The sequence below is a fragment of the Haloarcula pelagica genome (assembly GCF_030127105.1).
Taxonomy (GTDB): Archaea; Halobacteriota; Halobacteria; order Halobacteriales; family Haloarculaceae; genus Haloarcula; species Haloarcula pelagica.
In genome coordinates, this window is sequence record NZ_CP126161.1 from 2826199 (window position 1) to 2848233 (window position 22035).

The following is a 22035-nucleotide window of genomic DNA, read 5'->3' on the forward strand; positions in this document are numbered from 1 at the left end:
GACGTATAGAGCCGAAGTAGAATAGAAAGGGCTAGAGCTGTTTCTGCTGAATAAATCGCGCCCGGATACGAACAGTGTAAGCAGAATCTAACTCTGGTGTTCGTCCGGGGGGCTGATGGGCTGAAATTAGTCGTTGTAGCCAAGGAAGACGGCTTCTGCGCTGGTTCGTCGCCCCCCGAAGTCAACCACCTTAGCTCTGATACTATCGTTTTCGGAGAGATCTTGTGGGGCTTCAGTAACGAAGATAACGAGTTTCTCCTTCGTACCCATTATTGTCGGCGGGCGTGAACTGTAGTCGACTTCTTTCAGCACGAGCGTGATCTGTTCGCCGAGTTCAACTACGTCTGATGGGTCCCGTTCTTGTGCGCGTCTGTGGGCCCGCTCCGCTCGTGGATCATCATACTTCCAGTCGTCGGTCGAGTCACTTTGCCCTTTGCCTGTGAGCGATTCAGAGACTTCTCCTGGGCCTGATTCTAACAGCATCTCCTCATTTTCCCCAGAGCTCGTACCCTGTCCGTCCTTTGTCTTTAATCCAGATTCAGCACCTGTATCGGTCGTTGAACGGTCTATTGGGATCTCGACCAAGCACTCACGAAGTCGGTGGGTCTCCGTATCTGGGGTTGCCTCTGTAGCGGGAGTCTCTGGGAACTCACCGAGAAGCGAGAGTGCTCTCGGGAGTTCGTCTACAGATGGAGCGACAGGTAGTGTTTGATCAGACTCTGGTGCAACCAGAATTTCGGTTGCTCCGTCGACGTGTTTTCTGTCCTGCTCTAGGGGTGGTCCAGTCTTGACTGAGGGGAACTCTGTAACATGATTGCCATTTCCATAGGCAGTCCGATAGGCGGGCATTCCAAAGTCGTTCCGAACCGATTGTTGTTCACCATAGGGTATGGCATCTTCTCCGAGAAAATCGCCTCCATAAACAACTGATTCGAGAACACGGCGCCATAACGGATGGCCCTCCTCAGGGACATAATTGAGATGTTGCTGGAATCCAGCATAGAGATCTGCCAATCGGTTCGGTTGGGGTACACTGTCCGTACTTGAATCGTCGGGAGTCGAAGACTGAGATTCAGATTCTATCTTTCCAAGGTTTGTATTCGATTGTTGGGTGACGCCAGGGAACCGGTCGGGGTCCAAGAGATGAGATGTCCCGTTTCTTGGTTTCTGAGCCTGTGGTTCGTTGGGAAACTCAGCTAGGAGCTCGATGGCGCCTGCAAACGAGTCCTTATCGACTTTCACCGGGAGGACACGATTTGATTCGGGAGCGACCGGCAGTTCAAGATTGTCAGGGATCAATTCCTCATCAGCTGGGCGTGGCGACTTGGTTTCTATATACGGAAACTCTGTTACTTGATTCCCGTCACCATACTGCTCACGATATGTAGTAATCTTGAATTCGTTTCTGATAGCTTGTTGCTCACCATAGGAAACTGCGTCTTCTGTTAACCCATCGCCACCGAACAGAACCGACTCCAGAGCGAACTCCCATGCCGGGTACGTCTGTTCGGGCAAACACTCGATTAAGACGATCAACCCGTCGTAGAGATCTGCCAGTTCGTTTGGGGCGAGTGCTCTATCACTCATTGATTAGTGTCAGATCAACAGACTCATTGATAGAATACTTTCTTCTCGTATTATCTCCAACGGACATATTTCGAATGTGTATTTCTTGTTTATATAACAGTATGTGATTCTTCGAACTGTGCATGACAGCTGAGAACTCTTGGACAACGCTTTTCGATTGTCTGCGGGCCAAGCCGCGCCGACGTATCTTGACAGCTCTGGCAGCAAAGGAGGAAATATGCGGCGACCAACTCTCGGAGGAGATTGCTACGGAGATCTCACAGACAGAGTGGGTGCACATTCACTTACCCAAATTAGCTGAAAACGATTTCATCGTCTGGGATCGTAACTCGGGAACGATTGGCCGAGGAGAACGATTTAGCGAAGTGGAGACGTTACTCGCAGTTATTCAGACCGAGAGTGATACTTTACCTGATGATTGGATATGATTCGGATTTGATAGCGCTACTTGAGATTCAGAAATGTATCGGATACTACTCAGGTTTTAGTTTCTAGTTTATATACGACGGTGTAGTTCGCTCGGTTAGAAACCGGTCAGTATCACATCCCATAGATTTAACACATCTGTGGCGAAATGCATTGAGCAGGTATCGCGGACCAAAATCCGCGTCCGCCGAGCGCTGGATGGTTTCCGGCCACCGTGGCGGTACCACGGTTATCACCGTACACCCATGCACGCACACGTCCGTAGCACGGCCGAGAAATCGGCCACCGACCAGGCTGGCGAATCGAATACGGAGCAACCCACGGCCACCACCGGCGGTGCAGTTTCGTGCCCGAACTGTAACTGTGATATCCACCCAGTTCCCGGTTCGGAGGCCGTCTGCCCTCGTTGTGATTTCGTTCTCACGGATCGGCCTCTTTCGACGGAGATAGACTTCGATTCCATCGGTAGTCAGTACAACCGTACTGGAAGCAGACAGACGTCTCTCTATGCCGACAAGGGATTGGGCGCTGGAATCACCGAAAACGCAACTACAGATGGCAACGGTGGTGTGCTATCGTCCGAACAGCGGCGGATTACTGAATCGAAGGGATGGACCAAGCATCGATCCACTACCGAAGTGCGACTGGACTATGCACTCGGTGAGATCCGCCGGATGGGCGCCGAGTTCAATATTTCGAGTGCCGAACTGGAACACGCTGGACAGTTGTACCAGCAGGCACACCGTGAGGGACTGATCACTGGCCGTTCTGTCGAAGGGTTCTCGACGGCCTGTCTTTTGATCGCCATCCGTCAGAGTTCCCGACCCGTGCCGGTGTCTATTCGTGAACTGGAACCTGTTGCCAGAGCCAGCACCACGCAAATCAAGACCGCTCGCGGTGCGATGGAACTTGAACTCGGGGTGAAGATTCCCCCGATCGATCCCAGTGCTTTCGTCCCGAAAGCGTTCTCTGTCCTCTCCACACCATGGCGTGTGGAACAGCGTGTTCGGGATCTGCTGGATGGCTTCAACAGTAGTGACGAACAGGATTTTTGCGGAATTTCTCCCCGAACAGCAGCCGCAGCAGCAGTTCATGCGGCCTACGACATGGAGGAATGCGATGATCGCCCGACACTCTCGGAATTATCTGAGATATTCGACGTTAACGAAACTACAATCAGTTCACAAAAGAGTGAATTATTAGATTGTTATGGAGGTGGTAATTAATGCTCGAAAGGTTTGCCGTCGGTGAGATAGCGGATTATCGTATCCTGATATTCGGGGGAAGATTAATTAAAATGCGGAGTAGTTTGACGGGTACAGTAGAAGTGACGCCATCACAGAAATTATTCCGTACTATCAGTCGCACGCGCCTGCGTAGTGGCTCTGAACCCAAGGCAAATTCTTATCATCAGCAGGAATACCCCACTTTCCAGGATTCAGGAGCAGCAGGACTGGCAGAGAAGGGGTGTTGAATAGTATGGATATGGAATCCCTGGATTGGCATGAACGGTTCGAGAATGTTGATTCGACGAGTTTGGCGGATATAATCCACACAGAACTATCGACTGTCGTTATCAAGGACCCACAACTTGAGAAGCGGGACAAGCAGGCGAGAGCACAACTTCGGTCCTTGCCCTTGCTTCAGGCACTCGGCTTTGATCGAGTGGTTCACACGGAGTTACTGGATAACGAATACAGTCCGATCGAGTACGAGTATATCAGGTCAGAAGAGGCATCTGCTGCCGACATAGAGTTCCCGCTTGTCCACGTCGTCACGCAGTCTGGAATCACTGAGTATGGCGAAGAGGATCTCGTCCGGAAACTCACGGAACGCTCATTAGAAGAAGGCGGCAGATATATTCTTGTAACTGATACGATAGCACCTAAGACACCGACATACACAAAGAAACCGGGCCGGTCAATAGTTGATGACTTCCCAGCGATTGCTGTCCGCTCTTACCCATCTATTGCGAACCGGTTTCTGGAGGATACCTTGCAGTCACGGTCACGAATCCCAGTCGTCGAGACACGGAACGTCTTCTTTCACGCAGCATCGGCAATTCACGACGAACAGGAGGCACCAGCAGATAGCATCGAAGCAATCTTTGACTACACACAGGCCCCACCAGACAGTCCGGTGTGGGACTCTGCATGGTACTTCTTAGAACACGATCTCGAGAACGTGTTGGAGGACTACTCTGACCACATCCGGGAGGCATTGCGCTCGTGGATGGAGAGAGGTGACACTCAGCGAGTTGCTAATCATATTCTCGAAGTTCTCAGAACCTGTGATTACGACGCATCGAAGTTGGAAGCATACCGAACTACGGACCCTGAATTCAGATGATTAAAAACTACGACGAGAACGACCAGAAGGCGGATAAAGACCTCGTGAACTACAATACTGTTCGAGTACCAGCACTACGAATAATTTATCAGAAAATTGGAGAGGATGGGGGAAGCCATAACGTCAGCACGCTCCGGAGTACCCTCGCACCAGACGATGATCAGCATCTTGAGTCGTGTTTGAAATACCTCAGAGCGATCGACTTGATTGATCGACCTGAAGACCGGGTCGTTAGTGTGGTCAACCGCGATGTGCTGCCCGACATCTCGTTTGAGCTCCGTTTGCTGTTGCATATCAACCTACAGCCATACCCTCAGGACCACCTCCGAAAGGCCCAAGATGTGGCCTTCGACACTGCCTCACGGACGCTCCAGCGTGACTTGCTCGAAACCAATCTCAAGGGAGAAGTTGACTACATAAACTGGAACCGGACGAAGATCAACGCCTGGTACCGACTCATGGAAGGAATCGGTGTGCTCTCGTTTGCGGACTCTCGGGAACTTATCCTCTCTCCAAGACCGGTGCTTCTGTACAAACTCCTCGAAACGTTCCGTGATACAGAGAACTCGACTGACTTCGGTGCAGCTATTCCTTGGATTGAAGACCATTTTATGTCAGCGCTGAATACCAGACCTGGGACTCCCCGACTACATCAAGGGATCACGGATACACTGCAGGTTTTGATAGATGAAGATCTTCTCTCAGTCCGTGGGATGTCGGATGCACGGCACGAGATCGAATTACCGTCGACCCAATCACGGCAGGAAGAACCCACAGTAACCGAGTTCGAGTTACACGGTTGGCCAAACAACCCACCTGCGAGCAAGCGCCATCTGTTTGACCGATTCATGGAGGGAGCACTATGAGTGCCTATCCTGTTGACTGGAACGACGAAGCGATCAAACGGTACCTGACCGCAGAGGCACACCAGAAGTCGAAAGCAGAGTTCGAACGGACACATATCGACATCGACAAGATCAAGGCCGATTTCCTGTTCCCACATCCGACGAACGACGAGTTCGTCAGTCAGGAAGAGTTCAGAGACGCAATATTGCGATCTAATCTTGACGACGATAACCGAATTTTCATCCTCAGAGGAGAGACCGGTAGCGGCAAGAGTCAATTATGTCAGTGGCTCGAATACCAGGTCGGACACGAACCTGGAACAGGGTTCGATGATACCCATGTCGCCTTGCACGTTTCTCGGAGTGAGACACGAATCAAGGATATTGTCGATATTTTGACCGAGCCACTTGACATCGATGTCAATGTCCGGGACGTCGGCGGTCTCGACCCTGAAAAGGTCGCAAACGCCATGCTCGCAAACTTGGAGGCGTACAACCCTATGGTTGAGGCCTTCACTAGCGATGAAATCGAGGCCCTCGTCGAAGACCGACCACAAAGTACGGACTTGCGCAGTATCCTCGAAAAGAACGTACAGAAATATCAGGATGCTGTCCAAAGTGATGATGAGGAAGAAGTCCCGGATCTGCTTCCAGAAGATGACTACAAGGAACTCGCCTTTACTGCGTTCGGGAAAGCGAAAGGCCGTGACACGATTTTCCCTGCTCTCCAGAAGTTCATCGATCAAGAACTGTCAAGCAAGCTCGGAGTGGGGGATTTCCAGCAGCGGTTGAAAGAGATCTCGGAGGAGTATATCGACCAGGGGCTCCGGCCAGTCCTGATCTGTGAAGACTTGACTACGTTCAGCGTCCTCAAAGAGCAACTTCTGGACCACATCTTCCAATTGGACAGCGGGCACTACGATGTCGTCCTCGGCTGGACGTCAGGGTGGGAAAAGGACAATCTCGATACCGCACTTGGGACAGAAAATACGAGTACATACATGGAAGACCGGGCGGAGGGATACCTGAGTACGACTGATGATAGCGGCCAGGCGTATTTCCTCTCGGACGACGTGACCACTGAACTCACCCGAAAATATCTCTCTGTCATACGCGAAGATTCAGACGTTGAAGCCGAAGTTGACATCCCCGAATCCGACTTCGACGGACTGTATCCTTTCAACGCCGAGTTCATCAAGCGGGCCTATGAGAATCTAATCCAAGATGGGAACCAGCGTCGGACGCCACGTCTTCTGCTAATTCGTATCATCAGAGAGTGTCTAACCTCGACAAAACCGCCGTTCGAAGCAATTGGTGGTAATCCATACGTCAAGAGCTTCCCGACCCCCGTCTCATTAGATTACTCCTCCGAGGTCCAGTCACTCGTCAAATGGTACGGGATCCCGACTGTCGATGGAGATCTCCGAGTACCATCGGGTGTGTTTGAAGTCTTTGACATTGCCATCCCAGAAGCTGCGACACACTCTGATACAGGCGTGGTTTTCAGCGGAGATGGCCCAATTAAGACAGATTTCAGAGTCAAGCAGACGGGAGGACAAATCGAACCAGGAGCAACCATTACTGTAGAAACATTACTGAATAGCCGAAGCGAACCAGATGCCGAGATTCTGTGCGACGGCGAACAGGTCGGCTATACAGGTCAAGGTGGTCTGTTAGCTGTTGACCTTCCAGGTGAAGAAAAGAAGGTTGAGATCGCGGCGTCTAAAGGTAGTCATAGAGACACAATTACGCTTTCCGTAGGCACTGATTCACTCAATCTCGCAGCAGATCCCTCGCCGGCCGAAGAAGGCGACACAGTTACAATTACTGCTAAATTTAATGGGAAGCCGTTATCAGATCTTTCAATCCAGCGTGATGGTCAGATAGCCGGCCAGACTGACGAAGAGGGGAAATTAGAGATCACCGTAGACGATTCCTCGGAAATCACTCTCACTGCGAATCATCAAGACGTTGAGGATCAGCTTACTGTTCCGGTCAAGTCTGATCGGATCTATCCAGTCGAAACTGATCTTGATTCGGAAGTTGTCGACGAATACCGGTATCAGTACCAGCAGTGGGTGTCAAACGGTGAAGAGTACGATAGTTCGATAGTTCTTCGAGATGGAACCTCGGAACTACTCGAAGAGTGGTACGACCCAAGCCGACTGGCTAATCCGAACTCAACGAGCAGGGGTGTGGAGGGAATATACTATACTCGTGGTCAACAGTTCCCTGTCTCACTTCAGGGTGTTGACGAACGGGATGGGCTCGATGTCGAACTGCCGTTTGGATCCAAGTACAATTCAGTGTACGAACCACTGTTCTGGTACGGAATCAGCGAAGACGGTGAATTACCGAGAGAAGATCGCTACCAGATGAATTATGCCAATCTGCGAAACTGGACAGACGACTTGGTTGGTAGGTTCAAAGCCGAAATGCGCTCGCAGATTGAGGATTGTTTCGAGGGCTGGACGATAGAGGAGTTCATCGTTGTCGCTCAGTACCTCCTAATAAATAGCGCGCGGGGGGAGGCAGAGTTGAGCCGTGGAATCGTCTTCGAAGAATATGACTCCTCAAATAAATATGATCATCCAGTCCGTCGGCTTGAAAGTACCAACGCCTACCGTGAGGCGTATGGCGAGCTGACGAAGAACAGTAGCGTTCCAAGAGATCTAGCTGAGGGGTTTTTCAAACTCAAAGAGAACCTCGTCGATACCGAGCGGCTGAACAAGGCCTACCAGACTGTCGAATCGGACCTAGAGAGCTATCTGGAAGACGCGATGCTAATCGACACCAGTGATCTTCCAGACGCGTTCAAAATCGGTACGAGTCGGTCTCAAGCGTCAATCAAGCTCAAGCCCCTCTTGGAAAGGGTTAGACAGTACGCGCAGGAATTGAACGCGTTGAGCGAGTCAGACGTCACGTATATCTCAGAAAGAATTGACGAAATTGACGAGGTCTTCGACAGAACCCACTCTGTCCCGAAACTTCGGGAGATGTACGATAGCTTGCTCGAGATCGTCGGTGATCTAGATATCAATACACAACAGGAGTGGCTTACGCAACAAAAGCGACTACAATCAGAAGAAAGCCTCCAGATGGGAAGATTCGCCGATGATATCGAGCAGTTCCAGAGCATTGAGGCTGCAGAAGGCCCTGAACTCGTTTCCGTAATGCATGACTTCGAGAAAAGTCTTGAAGAATCCCCTGAGTGGGAGATATATGAAGCAATCAAAGACATGGTTGATGCCGCACGCGAGGCACAAGTTCCTGAGACGGACGAAGAACTGAAATCGGCCGTGAAAGACTCGGATGAGTTCCAGAAATTAATGAAAACTGATAAGAACGCCACTGACGCAATCGGAGGAGACTAACAATGCCAGGTTCTTCCTTGGAAAATACCATCAGCTCTCTCGAATCGAAAGCCGATGATTACCAGACTGCAGTGAATTTCGAAGCAAAATTGCAGGAGTACAAGAACGATGCGTCTTCGTTACAGACTTCGCTCCACGGGCTACAAACACGATTGCAGGAGGCCGAGCGATTCAACACCATCTATACCGAGGCTTTCGGCTACGACTCACCATCATATAGAACACCTGAGACCCTCAACGAAGCGCGGCGTCAGTCTCGCCGAGTTCTGGATAAGAGTGAAGAAGACTACTGGGAACTTATCGACGAAGACAGGGCTGACGAACATGAGGCCGAGATTCAGACTGCTCGGTCGAGTATAAATTCCGCCCGCCAGGAACTGCGGAGCAAACTGAACGACGAACAACAAAAATGGGAAACCCGAGTTCAGTCCGCTCGTCACATCCAGCGCTTGATGTCTGAATCCCGCGACACCGAGACATTGCTCACTGATGTCGAAACGTTCGTCCAAGACACAATGTGGGACGATGATCAAAGCCCCAGTAGTCTCAAAACCGAATGGAGAGCGCTACATAAAAAATGGACGAGCGGGGTTGTTGTCGATTGGTCAGAGCTCCGGGATCGTTACGAGTTAAGCAAACATACGATAGACGTATTGAAACGACTCGCTGAAGGAGAAAAAATCACGTTTAGCGAACTCGACAGTTCAGTCACTGAGGACATCCTTGATGCGAATGTTCTGAAGGGGACGCTCAAGGTGACACTCTGAGATGGACAACCCCGCACAAAGAGCGAACGAAGCTGTTAGCGCCTACCGCAACCACTTCATCGGCCGTGCTGGCCCAGCAGCGCGGAGTGTCGCAAACAGACAGGCGCAGGTGCCGGGTGGGGACAACCATCTTCTCAACACTCGTGGTCCATTCCTACAGGCGCTTAATATCCCAAACTGGAGCGACGATTCCTGGGCGGAGTTCTCGTCTCAGGTAGGTCTCCATCCACTAATCCAGAAAGCGTTCTCTGATCTGGGGTTTAGAAGACTATACGATTTCCAGGAACGCAGTATCAGGGCGATCAAGGACGGTAACGACACCGTGGTGACCGCAGCAACTGGTCGTGGGAAGACCGAAGCATGGCTGCTACCAATTTTGGATCGTATTCTCGAGAAGAAACGCCAGGGTACTGACGAAGGAACAACAGCTACGCTGATTTATCCGACGAAAGCGCTCGCACAGGATCAGTTCAAGCGGTTAGTACAGTATCTCTATCAGATCAACAAACAGTGGCCGGCGACACAGCAGATCACGATCGGTATCTACGACGGTGATACACCGACTAATACCGGTTCGCGTGCGCACGGATATCTCGAGTCGTCGTTCAAATACTTTGACTGTCCGGGTGCGAACGAGGACTTAGAGAAATGTCGACACTGTGGTCAAGGCGTACATATCCATCACGGGGGACAACAGTACGAATTACGGCCAGAAAAGCGACAGTGTGTAGACGACGTACCACTGGATTTCATCCGACTTACAAAAGAGGCGATCCTCCAGGATGGCGTCGACATCTTGTTGACGAATCCGGATACGATCAATATGAAGCTCGTCAACGTCAACGCACCTGACGAGCACGAAACCTTCATTTACGATCCGGATTTCCTGGTATTCGACGAAGTCCATACGTATGATGGACTCTTCGGGAGCTATACTGCGACACTGACCAAACGACTCCGCGCACTCAGAGCAAAACGCGATTGCGATGATTTGCAGGTGATTGCAAGCAGTGCAACCGTCGAAAACGACGTGGAACTGTTTCGGCGTATCAGTAACTCTGAGGAGATCTGCCACGTAGACGAGAACCCACAGACTATCGACCAGGAATTACCGGCATCGGTCCCGGACTCGCTCATCGAAACAGAACTCACGGAAGCAGACCTGCTGGCATTTGCTCGTGGCACACGAACCCCACCGGCTCTCGACAGCGTCGGATTCGATATTGATCCGACTGCACACGATAACGAGCGACTTCTTGAACTGCTCCAAGATGCTTTGTTCGATGCGTTCACGAACAATCCTGGTGCTGTCGAACAGACAATACGGTATCTACACACAGAATTATCCGCCGAGCCACAGACACCGGCGGACTTCAAACAGAATCTCCAGACGACGTTCGGCCTTACCGACGCTGAGAGTAGCCGTCTGTTAGAGAATTTCACTCTCCTCGGTACGTTTTCCGGCCTCCTGGAGAACCGGACTCATTTGTTCTCGTGGCCAATCGATGGATTCTACGCCTGTGCCGGGTGTGATGCAGTTTATACGTCGCCACAAGAAGAGTGTCGATCCTGCGGATACGGGTTTGTTACGAGAAGCGCGTACTGCAACCGGTGTGACGACGAAGCTCTAATCGCGTGGTATTGTCCGTCCTGCGAGCAACTCGACCAGTATGTTCCGAACGAAGGTGGTGAACGAGAGCGCAGTAACGAACATATCTGCCAGCGGTGTTCCGCTACCAGTGGCAAAGAGGTTCAGTCACTCCGGGTAACATTCCAGCCTATCTTGGAGTGCACATCATGCGGTGAGCGATCAGTTCGGACGACGAAAGGGTCCTGTCCGGCATGTCCTGCTGACCTCGTTCATACCAGCCCAGACGAGTTGACCTGTCCAAACCCAGCGTGTGAAACGACCGTAACATATGACGCCGGATGCAGTTTGTGTGGGGGAGAACAGGAACCACTGTCCGGTACTGGCACTGTCGACTGTTCCGGTTGTGGTCGATCCTACGACGGAACTATACCGGACTACTGTGAGTGTGGTCGTTCATTGACACAGACCCGACTCGTTCCCTGGGTCTGCAGGAAAGATGCCTGTGAGAGGGTACATTTCGGTGACCCTCCAGACACCTGTCCCTGTGGCTCACATACGTTCGCTCGAAGGGGGTTGTTCGAGGTCTTTTCCGAACAGTACTGCGGATCGTGTGAGACGAGTTCGATTGGAGCACCCGACTGTGAGTGTGATCCAGAAGCTACTCGTACGCGATCTGAACCATACCAATCCTATCAGACACTCCAACCTGATGGGACGGTTAGGGCTGCAAGCAGTATTTCTGCTGTTGCTCCCTGTACGCATCAAGGTCTCCACTATGATCCAAACCGCCGTTACGACGAACTGATTCGTGGACCTGGCAACCTTGCCGTCACGACGAGCCAATATCTTCTGAGAAGCGTCGCAGATCAAGAAGGATACGATGCCGCGAAACTCCTCTCCTTTGCGGATTCACACCGCGATATGAAGGAGGTCGACCGAGACTTTAGCGAACCTGAGAGTGCCACATTACTCGATCAAGCTCTGCTAGCAGCGATTCGTGGACCAAAATCGTGGGTCTGCATAGACAGAGTCATCGACGATGCGATGGCTACCATCGAAGGGATTGGCGAGGAACTATCTCCGCCAAGGGATGTGCAGAGCATCTCCTTCGATATTTTCGAAGAACTCGTCGATACGAATCGTCGACACATGGCGGTCGAAGATGCAGTCAGAGACAGACTTGCTCGGCGGCTATATCCATACCGCTACAGCAACCGATACGGCGAGTTCGAGGGCCCACTCACAGGTGACGGTCTGGTAGACGTTCGTCTAGATCCGTCAACTCATTCGAAGCTGGAAGCAGACGAGCGTGCAGTCTGCCGTGAGTTCGTGAAATACGGATCGAGGACACCGATCTCGGAGATTGATCCACTTAGTGGCTCAACTACGGCCAAATCTGTTATCGACTCGCTGGTGACGAAGGGAATATTGGCAGTAGACGACGAGATCGTTAGCTTCGACGAATCAGCTCTTGAAGTGACAATTGCGGGTGACAACGACGGATTGTCGTACAACCCTGACGGAGGGCGGGTCGGACAAACACTTGACAACCAGTTTGGACTGCAGAAATCCGGAAGCGTCGATTCGAATGCATCGATCGAAGATCTCGCTTCAGCGTCACACCCACGATTTACCGCTCGAGCCTATCGTGCACTGTATTCCGATACGAATGGACTCGTCAGCCGGGTCTACCACGGGATGACTGAAAAAAAGGAGCGACGAGAGCTTGAGTACCTATTCAGAGAGGGGAAGCACCCTCATTTTCTCTCTTCGGGGCCGACCATGGAACTCGGTGTCGACATCGGAGATTTGGATGCACTACTGCTCTACGGTACGCCCCCGAACATGAACGCGTATCTTCAACGAATCGGTCGGGCAGGGCGTAGTTCGAACTCGTCACTCGTACACTCCGTGAGTCAGCGGAATCCGATCGACTACTATTATTACGAGCAACCCAGCGACCTAATGGCGGCTGATCCCCAACCCGTACCACTGAAAGAGTACAACGAAGAGGTGTTGCGAGTCTCACTCACTTGGGGAGTGCTTGACTATATTGCAGCTAATTTCGTAATACCCTGGGAAACCGAGAAACACGGTCGTTACACAGCAGTTTCTGGTGGAGGCCAATTTGAGAACCGCCGACCAACAAGGAGCGACGATACGGCAAAACTCACCCATGTGATGAGTGCCCATACTGAAGAACTGGGCCTAGATTCACGGGGATCGAAGCTCGCTGCGTTAGGTACAGTTGTTCACGACCATCGGAAAGAAATCAGATTGTATCTCGAATCGCTACTTGATCACGGGTTCTGCAGCGAATGTGGGAGAAAGTACCCTGAAGAGTATCCCAGCGAACACTGTGAAGGTGAGGATTGTACTGGGCGAATACGGAGTGCTCAGGCGGAGTTTGGACACCTAATTAGTGACGCGCTCGATAACTTTTCTGATCGATTCCTTGAACACTACCGGGAGTACCGCGACCAGTTGCAAGGTGAGTTAAACGAAATCAAGCAGCGCTCGAGAGAGAATCGTCGGGTATCATCAGATGAAGAGTCCAGCCGTGCTATCGACGATGAGTCGGTTCTAGCAGATCGGAAAGAAGTTCTTGAGGAGCGACTCGAACGTATCCAGACGATGTCTTACCGGGATTTCATCAAGGAGTCTAAACAGAGTCGCTATGCTTTCGACATGCGGACTATCGCAAACGATGTCGGACTTAGTCTCGTCGACTCCGGAGAAGACGGCCAATATACCCGAGACGCTGGCGATGACGATGGCCGTTCGATGCGGATGGCGATAAGCGAACTACATCCGGGTGCCGCGTATCTCGACAATGGCGACGTATACGTCGTTTCGGAGGTTAGAATCGACGAATTCGCTTCTTCAGAACTCCGAGAGAGGGTCCGAGGTACGGAAAAAAGCGAGTTAGCTAACGAGACGGTCTGTACTGCCTGTGGCCGACGGCGAGCAGATACTGCAGAAACATGCGAATGTGGTGCGGATGCCGATACAGAGGAACGCCGTCTCGTCGCTCCAGAGTCTGTGCGGGCATATCGTCACGACCTTCCGATGAATACTGGTGGTGACCCTGGCCGGACGATCTATCGTGAGTCGTCCAACACAATTCAAAGTACCTACGCCGAGCGGGAGACTGAGGTTCTGGACTTTACCGCCTCACAGCAGTGTATACTAACAGACGAGGCGGGAACTGCTCGTGGAGAACTCAGGTACGGTTCGCTCGAGGTACTATACCATACCGATAGGTTCAGTGCTAAGTACAAATCCGGTGAGGTCGATCACAAAGACACCCAGTTCGAACTCTGTGGTGCTGAGAGTTGCCAGGGTGTCGTATACGAAGATGACTCAGACCGAGTCCGTTGCAGTGCCGACGCAGACCATCGACCTGCAGGTGAGGACGGTAGTGAACTTGTCCGGTTGGGGTATGCGTATTCAACCGACGGTATCAAGATCGAGTTCTCGGACACGAAGCAGGCACACACATTTGCTCATGGACTTCGGGTTGCCCTGCAATACATCGGCGGCGTCAGTATCCGTGATCTATCCGAGGTCGTACAAAATGACGGTGTCGTCTATCTATTCGATGCACAGGAGGGAGGTGGGGGAGTGACTCGACTCCTCTTCGAGGGAGATTCGGAGACACATAGTCTACGGAAGGCTCTCAAACTACTGAATGACCACTTCCATTGCGAGTGCGAAGACGGCTGCCCACTCTGTCTATACCAGTACGGGTGTGACAGAGATAATAGCGGGCAGTCTTTCGACAGAGAGGCCATCTTTGACTTGTTACGTACTGTTTCAATAGCTGAACTGGAAACTGACGGGGGAGAAAATCAGCGGATACGACTCAATGGAATTAGCGGGGAAATAGATAGATGATGCGTGTACCGGTCTATTAACAGACCACTTTTGATGAAAATGAATCAGCTTGGTTGAGCATATTCTTGAGTCCGGGAAGGTTGTTCCGTAGTAGCGTATTCCGCCTTGGGTTCCCAATGTGGCCCCATTTGATGTATGATGCGCCAGATGTTCGGGTAACTCTCCGACAGCCTTCTTCACTGTCGTTCGTCGCTTCGTCCAGTCGCTGGCTTCCGGAACCGCTACTTGGTAATTTATTAGCCCGACGGGTGACAGTCGTCGTGTATGGTCCCCTCTCGCGGCCCGACACGGACTGTATCGGGAGTCGAGTACACACGGCCCGCCCCGGCCGGCGGAACCGGGGGTGGGTGTCGGTGAGTCTCGACATCGGTGACGCGATCTCGAACGGCGTCGACAGTGTGACCGACCGCAACGGGCTGGTCCTGTTCGGGGTGTTCGCCGCCTTCGGACTCGTCAACACTGTCGTCGGCCAGTCGCTCCTCACGGCGTATTTCGAGTTCCTTCGGGGGTCGTTCGAGTCGATGCCTCCCGGGACCGGAATGGGCGGGAGTCCGTTCCCGTTCGCGCCCGGAAGCCAGCCGACACCGCTCGCGTTGCCGCTCCCGCTCTCGGTGAGTGCGCTGCTCGTGTTCGTCCTCGCCGTCCTTTCGGAGGCGCTCCGGATCGTCGGGATCCGCGTGGTCGCGAGCGACGAACGGGAGACGATCCCCGCAGCGGCCACGGAGCGACTCGGCAGGACGACGCTGACGGCGGTGCTCGCCGCGATCGTCGTCAACGTCGCCGTCGGGATCGGGACCGTCGCGCTGCTACTCCCCGGGCTCTTTCTGGCAGTCTCGTTTTACTTCGTCCGGCCGGCCATCGCGCTCGAAGGCGTGGGCGTGGTGGACGCGCTGTCCCGGGCCTGGGAGCTCGCGTCGGGGAACCGCGTCGATCTGTTCTTGCTTCTGGTCCTCGTCTGGTTCGTCTCGCTGCTGGCGTCGATCCCGTCGACCGTCGTCACTCTCGTGAGCCCACTGGCCGGGAGCCTGGTCGGCGTCGTCGTCAACGCGGCCGTGCTGGTGTTCGGGATCGCGGTCGCGACGGACGCGTTCCTCCAGATCAGGGACGCCGAGGAGAGCGGCGTCGGTGCCGTCTCGGCGGATTCGGAGTTCTTCGAGGAGAGCGAGGACCTGTAACGACCGTCGGGACGAGACACCGAGTCGGTCCGACGGCGGACTGACTCAGCTGTCACTGGCTTCGACGGTACAGCACAGACCGTCGGCACCGAGGCGGATCGACGCGGAGTCGTAGCGGAGTCGGAACGTCTTGCAGTGGTGACCGTCGCTGTCGTAGCGCATCGCCGTGGTCACCAGGCCGGCCTCCTGGAGTCGGTTGAGCCGGCGGTAGACCGTCGGTCGGGAGCTGTTACACTCCGTGACGATCTCGCGGGCGGCTTTCGCCTCCTCGCTGATCGCGGTGATGATCTCGCGTGCGTGCTCGTCGTCGAGCAGCGCGACGAGTTCGGTCGCCTGGATCGTCTCCTCGGGGCCGGCTCTGGTCTTGTCGGGCCGCTGTGGTGGGTGTGTCTGTGCCATCGAGATCACTCCGCGGGCTCGCCCCGCTCGATCGAGAGGAGTGCGTCGGTCAGATACCCGCCCAGATCGGCCAGTGCGTTCAGGACGTGCAGCGAGACGAGTCCGAGCACGACGCCGAGACCGGCCAGGCCGAGCGCGCCGGAGAGTGTCGTGACGGTGTAGCTCCCGGTCTGGTAGGCCATCCCCGGAGCGTCGTACACCAGCGGCGCGACGAGCAGCGAGCCGACGACCGACCCGGCGGTCACGACGGCGACGAACGCGACCAGACCGAACACGGACTTCAGCAACACCACAGCGAGGCTGGTCCAGGCCGTCGCGTCGACGAGGAACGCCGTACACGCTCCGACTACCCCAGTGTCGGGATCGTCTATGGCATCGTGAAGCGTCGACAGCGCCGTCGGCGTCGCGGTTTCCTGATCCAACAGCACCCGGGAGAGCTGTGCCTCCAGCCAGGCCGCGCCGGTCACGGCCAGCAAGGTCAGGCCGAGGATCGGGAGGCCGATCAGGGTCACCGACAGTCCCAGTCCGGTCGAGACGCCGGTCGTGGTTCCGACGAAATACGCCAGCCCGAGCGGGCCGGCCAGCAGGAGGTAGACGAGGCGTCTGTACGTCGCCCCTTCGAACGGGACGCGAACGAACTGTCCGAGCGTCGCGGAGAGCGGTCGAGCGATCATTGTCACAGTTCCACCGAGGACCCGACGAACGGTATAAGGGGTCGACCGGCTGTCGAGCGGCCAGCCGGCCGGTAGTTTTATCACCCAGTATCGAACGTCCGGTAGATCGCGAGCAGCCCGAGCGTGTGAGACAGTGTGACGCCGAGCAACGCCTGTGCGTCGCTGAGGGCCACGAACGGTCCGATAACCGACGCGAGCAGGGACGGGACGACGGCGATAGCGAAGACGCCGATTGCGAGTGCACGCATCGTCGGGCTGTCGTTGCGCCGGTACCCGCGGAACGCCAGGCCGGCGACGACGAGTCCCAGGCCCGCCGTCACGAGCGAACTCCCCGTCGCGAGCAGGTCGAGCCAGCTCATCGGCTCCCTCCGTAGACGACCACGAGAATGGTGAGCAGCCCGGCCGATTCGAGCAGTGAGGTCGTCAGGATCCGCACCGCACCGGGCACCACGACGAGGTTCCCGGCGATAAAGCGGACGAACATCGGTGCGGGGGCGAGCAGGAACATCCCGACCGCCAACAGCAGGATCGGCGTCGCCCGGGACCGACGGTACCCCTGGACGAACCGGTAGGTCACGAGCACCGACAGGCCGGTCGCGGCGAGGAAGGTCACGAGCGCGAGCAGGCCGACGACGGCCCCACCGCCCTCGACGGTGATCTGTCCCTGGAGGGCGGTCCCGCCCAGCGTGATCGTGTGTGCGGTCATCCCGTGAACTCCTCGTACAGTCTGGTGAAGCGGTCTGCGGGCGGTTCGCGTCTGTCGACCTCGATCCGGACGCCGTCGTCGTGGAACTCGATCTCGACCCGTTCGAGCCGCGCCGAGTAGGTCTTGTAGTGGTTCCCGTTCGGGTCGAGTTGTTGCTGCGCGTCGAGCAGATCCCGGTCCTCTAACCGCTCGATCCGGCGATAGATCGTCGAGTCGTCGGCGTCACAGAGCTCGCTCAGCGCCTGTGCCGACCGGCTCTCCTCGCGCGTCGCGACGAGTATCGTCCGGGCGTACTCGTCGTCGAGGAGAGCCAGCAGCTCCTCGTCGACCTCGCGGACATCGCCGGCGACCGAGGGCATCGTCCGTGTTTGCAGGGTGGAGCATATTAACCCCCGCCCAGCGTCTCAGAACCGCCGTTCTCGGTACCTTTTTTGACGGTTCCGGACCGACGGTTTCCACGACGGTATGTCTATCGCCCACTCACTCTACGAGGCCCGCCCGCCCCTCCGATCGATACTGCTCGTCCCCCTCCGGCCCCGGCCGTACCTCCGCGCGCTGTATCTTTTCCTGGCCTTCCCGCTCGGGATCACGTACTTCGTGGTGCTCGTGGCGGGCGTGACGGTCGGGGCGGTGACGAGCATCCTCGTCGTCGGCGTCCCGTTGCTCCTGGCCGTCCTGTTGCTCGCCCGCGGGTTCGGATGGGTCGAACGCCGGCTCGTCACGGCACTGCTGGGCGTCGACGTTCCCGACCCCGACTACGGGTTTCTGACGGGGTCGGCTCGGGAGCGCGTGGTCGGACTGGTGGCCGACTGGACGACCTGGTCCGAACTGGGCTACCTGTTCAGCATGTTCGCGCTCGGCACGGGCGCGTTCGTCTTCCTGTTTACCGCGTTCGCGATGTCGGTGACCGTCGTCGCCACGCCGCTGTACTACGACCGTGCGCCGGGTCGAGTCGGCTTCTTCCCCGGCGATCCGGTCAGGCTCACCCAGTCGCTGTCCGTCCCCTGGGGCGACCTGTTCGTGGGGGCGGAGTTCGGTTTCACGGTGAGCGAGTGGGCCGTCGACTCGCTGCCGGACGCGCTAGCCATGTCGCTGATCGGGGTGGCCCTGCTCTGGGTGACGCTGATCCTCGTCGACGGAGCCGGCTGGCTCTGGGGGCAGTACGCACGGCTGTTGCTCTCGGACGACCTCCAGCCGGTCGCACGGTTGCGCCGTCGCCTGCCAGCGGAGCGGAACCGATAGGTAGCAGGGACGGACACATCGACCCATGAGCCCTCCCATGGACAGCGAGACAGTCCCCAGCGACGCGGCTTCGGTCGCCGACCGGTACCACAGCGTGGAACGGCTGCTCAGCGGCGCGATGGCGCTGTCAGTCGGAGTTCTCGGCGGCGCCGCAGTGCTGGTGTTGCCGCTGTTGCCGGCGCTTGTCGCCGTCGTCGTCCTGCTCGTGGCCTTCCGGTTGCCGGTGTTCCGGACCGCGGGGACGGCCACGCTCACGACCGACGCGGCTCCGGAAGCGGTGCGTGACGCGTTCACCGGGCCCACGCCGCCGGTGCTCCCGTTCCAGTGGGGGATCGCAGACAGCGTCCGCACGACCGACGGGCGGGCCGAATACGCGATCTCCTATCTGTTCGGACTCCGATCGGTGACGATGACCGTCGCGGCACGGGAGACAGCCGACGGGTCGCTCGAACTGACGATCAGGGCGGGCGATCGCGACTGGGCCAGCTACACCGTCTCGATCCGCGAGCGCGACGGCCGGACGACCGTCGATGTCGAGTGGGCCGCCGACCGGCGGTTCGGGCTGCGACGGCTCCCACAGACGCTACTCGCGGCCCGGTATCGGGAGGCGGCACTCGACGCCCAGGGGTACACGACCGTCCGGTGGGAGCCGTCGCTGTCGGTGTGACGGGGGATTTTTGTCCTCGCGGCCGATTGTGAGTGGTATGTCTTCACCTGGCGAGTTCGGTGAGTTCGGTGGGCGACACGTCCCGGAACCGCTCGAAGAGCCCCTCGGCCAACTGGCGGCGGCCTTCGACGAGCTGAAAGACGAGGAGTCGTTCCGCGAGGAACTCGACTCGCTCCTGGAACACTTCGGCGGGCGGCCGACACCCGTCTTCCACGCCGAGACGCTCAGCGAGCGCTACGACGCGAACATCTACTTCAAGCACGAGGACCTGCTCCACGGGGGCGCGCACAAACTCAACAACACGCTGGGCCAGGCGCTGCTGGCGAAACGGGCCGGCAAGGACCGGCTCATCGCCGAGACGGGCGCCGGCCAGCACGGCACCGCGACCGCGATGGTCGGCGCGCTGCTGGATCTGGACACGACGGTGTACATGGGCCGGAAGGACATCGGGCGCCAGGAGATGAACGTCTTCAGGATGCGCCTGATGGGCGCCGAGGTCGAAGAAGTCACCCGCGGCAACGAGGGGCTGGCCGAGGCCGTCGACGCCGCGCTGGAGGACCTCGTCGAGAACACGGCCGACACGCACTACCTGGTCGGTAGCGCCGTCGGTCCGGACCCGTTCCCCCGGATGGTCCGGGAGTTCCAGTCGGTCATCGGCCGCGAGGCCCGCGAGCAGATCCAGGAGCTCCACGGCGACCTGCCCGACGCCTGTGTGGCCTGTGTCGGCGGCGGCTCGAACGCGATCGGTCTGTTCCACGCGTTCAAAGACGACGACGTGGCCTTCTACGGCGCCGAGCCGGCCGGCAAGGGACTGAACTCCGGGCAGCACTCGGCGCCGCTGTCGGCGACCGAACAGGAGGAGCCACAGATCTTCCAGGGGATGAAGACCCGTGTCATCGACGAGGACACGGAGAACCACTCGGTCAGCGCCGGCCTGGACTACCCCGCGGTCGGCCCCGAACACGCCGCCCTGCAGGAACTCGGTCGGGCCGAGTACCACGGGATCACCGACGAGGAGGCCCTGGCCGCGTTCCGGGAACTCAGCGAGTCCGAGGGGATCATCCCCGCGCTGGAGCCCAGCCACGCTATCGCGCTGGCGATCAAACTCGCCGAGGAAGACCGCCACGACACGATCCTCGTCAACCTCTGTGGCCGGGGCGACAAGGACATGCAGACCGCCGCCGAGCAGTTCGATCTGGCCTGATCAGAGCCGCTTCTCGAAGTGGACGAGTTCGTACTCGCCTTCCATCGACTCGCCGACACAGTCGTAGCCCTCGTCGCGATAGAACTCGACGGCGGCGGCCTGCCGGCGTGCCGTGGTCGCTAAGAGCAACTCGAACCCGTCCTCGGCGGCCCGTGCTTCGAGCCGATGGAGGAGGTCCCGCCCGATCCCGCGGCGCTGGCAGGGCGGGGCGACCCGCATCCGGTGGAGTTCGGCGGCGCCGGGGACCGTCCGCTCGTCGGCGTGGCCGACCTCGTTGGGGAGGTAGCCGCCGATGGCGGCGACCGCGCCGTCGGTCGTCCGCGGGAGATCGGAACCGACGGCGTCTGCGTCCGCGGGACCGTCTTCAGTGAGTAGTCCGACCAGAAACTCGCCGCCGGTGTCGAGATACCGACCGTCGATGTCCCTGAGGTCGTCGGTGCCGGGGATGTCAGCGGGTTCGGTCCCGGCGGCCCGCATCGCCCACTCGTGGAGGTCCCATACTGCCTGGGCGTCGGCGCTCCCGTACTGGCGGAACTGAACGGCTCCCATGACGTTGTTGTCGGGGCGACTGTCGTTTCAGCGTGTCGACCCGGCGACGGCGACACGGCCCGCCAGGACGCCAGTCGCTTACGACCGTCTCACACACTCCCGGACGATGTTGTAGACGCGCTCGGGCTCTTCGACGTTCTCCAGGCGGATACTCCCCAGGCCGAGGTTCATCGTGATGGTCCCAAAGCCCAGCGCCTTCTGGAAGCGGTTCTGGTTCAGCCGGTGGCTCCGGATCTGGTCGAACCGGACGCCCTTCGTGCGGGTGCGAAAGAGGAACTGGTACTCCCGTTCGACGCGGTCCCGCGTGACGACGTAGGTCGTCTTGACGAGGACGACCGTCCGGACCAACAGCCTGAGCGCGACCAGGACGGTCACCAACAGGACGACGAGTCCGACGGTGTTGGTCAGCTCCGGGTCCCCGAGCAGCTCCGGTCGCATCCTGAGGACCACGACGACCGCGAGACCGACGAGCAGGAACACCGCCAGTCTGAGCAGCGTCGGTTTCGTGGTCGGGTTCGTCCGCAGTAGTTCGCCGTCACCGCTCTGTTCCCCGCCGTCGGTTCTGAGATCGCTCCGTGACATG

The 22035-nt window shown here is 56.8% G+C and carries 19 protein-coding genes; 11 read left to right on the forward strand and 8 right to left on the reverse strand.

Translation table 11 applies throughout. From position 1 onward, the window contains the following. Window positions 1–126: 126 nt before the first annotated feature. Window positions 127–1587, reverse strand: a complete 1461-nt coding sequence (locus P1L40_RS14995; RefSeq protein WP_284008176.1) for a hypothetical protein — start codon at window positions 1585–1587, stop codon at window positions 127–129. Between the two features lie 122 nt (window positions 1588–1709). On the opposite strand from P1L40_RS14995, the gene P1L40_RS15000 reads away from it, so the two are divergent. The 8 genes from P1L40_RS15000 to P1L40_RS15035 all read left to right on the forward strand — a co-directional run bounded on the left by P1L40_RS15000 (window position 1710) and on the right by P1L40_RS15035 (window position 16011). After that, the gene (locus tag P1L40_RS15000) at window positions 1710–2015 is read left to right on the forward strand and encodes a hypothetical protein (RefSeq protein ID WP_284008178.1); all 306 of its coding nucleotides are present in this window, start codon (window positions 1710–1712) and stop codon (window positions 2013–2015) included. A 243-nt stretch (window positions 2016–2258) separates the two neighbouring features. Then, window positions 2259–3239: a transcription initiation factor IIB family protein gene (locus P1L40_RS15005; RefSeq protein WP_284008180.1), complete on the forward strand. Its 981-nt coding sequence runs from the start codon at window positions 2259–2261 to the stop codon at window positions 3237–3239. Between the two features lie 253 nt (window positions 3240–3492). Beyond that, entirely contained in the window at window positions 3493–4362 is an 870-nt protein-coding gene (locus P1L40_RS15010) for a hypothetical protein (protein WP_284008183.1), read from the forward strand. Next, window positions 4359–5228, forward strand: a complete 870-nt coding sequence (locus P1L40_RS15015; protein ID WP_284008184.1) for a hypothetical protein — start codon at window positions 4359–4361, stop codon at window positions 5226–5228. The genes P1L40_RS15010 and P1L40_RS15015 overlap by 4 nt, the downstream gene beginning before the upstream one ends. Continuing rightward, the gene (locus P1L40_RS15020) at window positions 5225–8581 is read left to right on the forward strand and encodes an immunoglobulin domain-containing protein (protein WP_284008186.1); all 3357 of its coding nucleotides are present in this window, start codon (window positions 5225–5227) and stop codon (window positions 8579–8581) included. The genes P1L40_RS15015 and P1L40_RS15020 overlap by 4 nt, the downstream gene beginning before the upstream one ends. A gap of 2 nt (window positions 8582–8583) precedes the next feature. Continuing rightward, complete coding sequence (locus tag P1L40_RS15025; protein WP_284008187.1) at window positions 8584–9348, forward strand: hypothetical protein; 765 nt, start codon at window positions 8584–8586, stop codon at window positions 9346–9348. A gap of 1 nt (window position 9349) precedes the next feature. Further along, window positions 9350–14836, forward strand: coding sequence for a DEAD/DEAH box helicase (locus P1L40_RS15030; RefSeq protein ID WP_284008189.1), 5487 nt, complete (start codon window positions 9350–9352; stop codon window positions 14834–14836). Window positions 14837–15189: 353 nt separating this feature from the next. Next, complete coding sequence (locus P1L40_RS15035; RefSeq protein ID WP_284008191.1) at window positions 15190–16011, forward strand: DUF7847 domain-containing protein; 822 nt, start codon at window positions 15190–15192, stop codon at window positions 16009–16011. A 45-nt stretch (window positions 16012–16056) separates the two neighbouring features. Here the strand turns inward: P1L40_RS15035 and P1L40_RS15040 are convergent, their stop codons facing one another. The 5 genes from P1L40_RS15040 to P1L40_RS15060 form a co-directional block, all read right to left on the reverse strand. Further along, window positions 16057–16410, reverse strand: a complete 354-nt coding sequence (locus P1L40_RS15040; protein ID WP_284008193.1) for an ArsR/SmtB family transcription factor — start codon at window positions 16408–16410, stop codon at window positions 16057–16059. Window positions 16411–16415: 5 nt separating this feature from the next. Beyond that, window positions 16416–17084 (reverse strand): sensor domain-containing protein, encoded by a 669-nt coding sequence (locus tag P1L40_RS15045; protein WP_284008194.1) that lies wholly within the window; start codon window positions 17082–17084, stop codon window positions 16416–16418. Window positions 17085–17164: 80 nt separating this feature from the next. Continuing rightward, entirely contained in the window at window positions 17165–17443 is a 279-nt protein-coding gene (locus P1L40_RS15050) for a DUF7521 family protein (RefSeq protein WP_284008197.1), read from the reverse strand. Then, window positions 17440–17790, reverse strand: coding sequence for a hypothetical protein (locus P1L40_RS15055; protein ID WP_284008198.1), 351 nt, complete (start codon window positions 17788–17790; stop codon window positions 17440–17442). Before P1L40_RS15055 ends, P1L40_RS15050 begins: the two co-directional genes overlap by 4 nt. After that, entirely contained in the window at window positions 17787–18149 is a 363-nt protein-coding gene (locus P1L40_RS15060) for a helix-turn-helix domain-containing protein (RefSeq protein ID WP_284008200.1), read from the reverse strand. Before P1L40_RS15060 ends, P1L40_RS15055 begins: the two co-directional genes overlap by 4 nt. Before the next feature lie 106 nt (window positions 18150–18255). Between P1L40_RS15060 and P1L40_RS15065 the strand changes: the two genes are divergently transcribed. Genes P1L40_RS15065 through trpB form a run of 3 tightly spaced genes read left to right on the forward strand, consistent with a single transcriptional unit; the run spans window position 18256 to window position 20903 of the window. Further along, complete coding sequence (locus P1L40_RS15065; protein ID WP_284008201.1) at window positions 18256–19032, forward strand: sensor domain-containing protein; 777 nt, start codon at window positions 18256–18258, stop codon at window positions 19030–19032. A gap of 25 nt (window positions 19033–19057) precedes the next feature. Next, a complete protein-coding gene (locus P1L40_RS15070; RefSeq protein WP_284008202.1) occupies window positions 19058–19699 on the forward strand; it encodes a hypothetical protein in 642 nt (213 codons plus the stop codon). Between the two features lie 37 nt (window positions 19700–19736). Further along, complete coding sequence (trpB, locus tag P1L40_RS15075; RefSeq protein WP_284008204.1) at window positions 19737–20903, forward strand: tryptophan synthase subunit beta; 1167 nt, start codon at window positions 19737–19739, stop codon at window positions 20901–20903. Here trpB and P1L40_RS15080 read toward each other — a convergent pair whose 3' ends face one another. Both P1L40_RS15080 and P1L40_RS15085 read right to left on the reverse strand, forming a co-directional pair. Next, a complete protein-coding gene (locus tag P1L40_RS15080; RefSeq protein WP_284008206.1) occupies window positions 20904–21452 on the reverse strand; it encodes a GNAT family N-acetyltransferase in 549 nt (182 codons plus the stop codon). It lies immediately after the preceding gene. Between the two features lie 78 nt (window positions 21453–21530). Further along, a complete protein-coding gene (locus P1L40_RS15085; RefSeq protein ID WP_284008207.1) occupies window positions 21531–22034 on the reverse strand; it encodes a PH domain-containing protein in 504 nt (167 codons plus the stop codon). Between the last annotated feature and the right edge of the window lies 1 nt (window position 22035).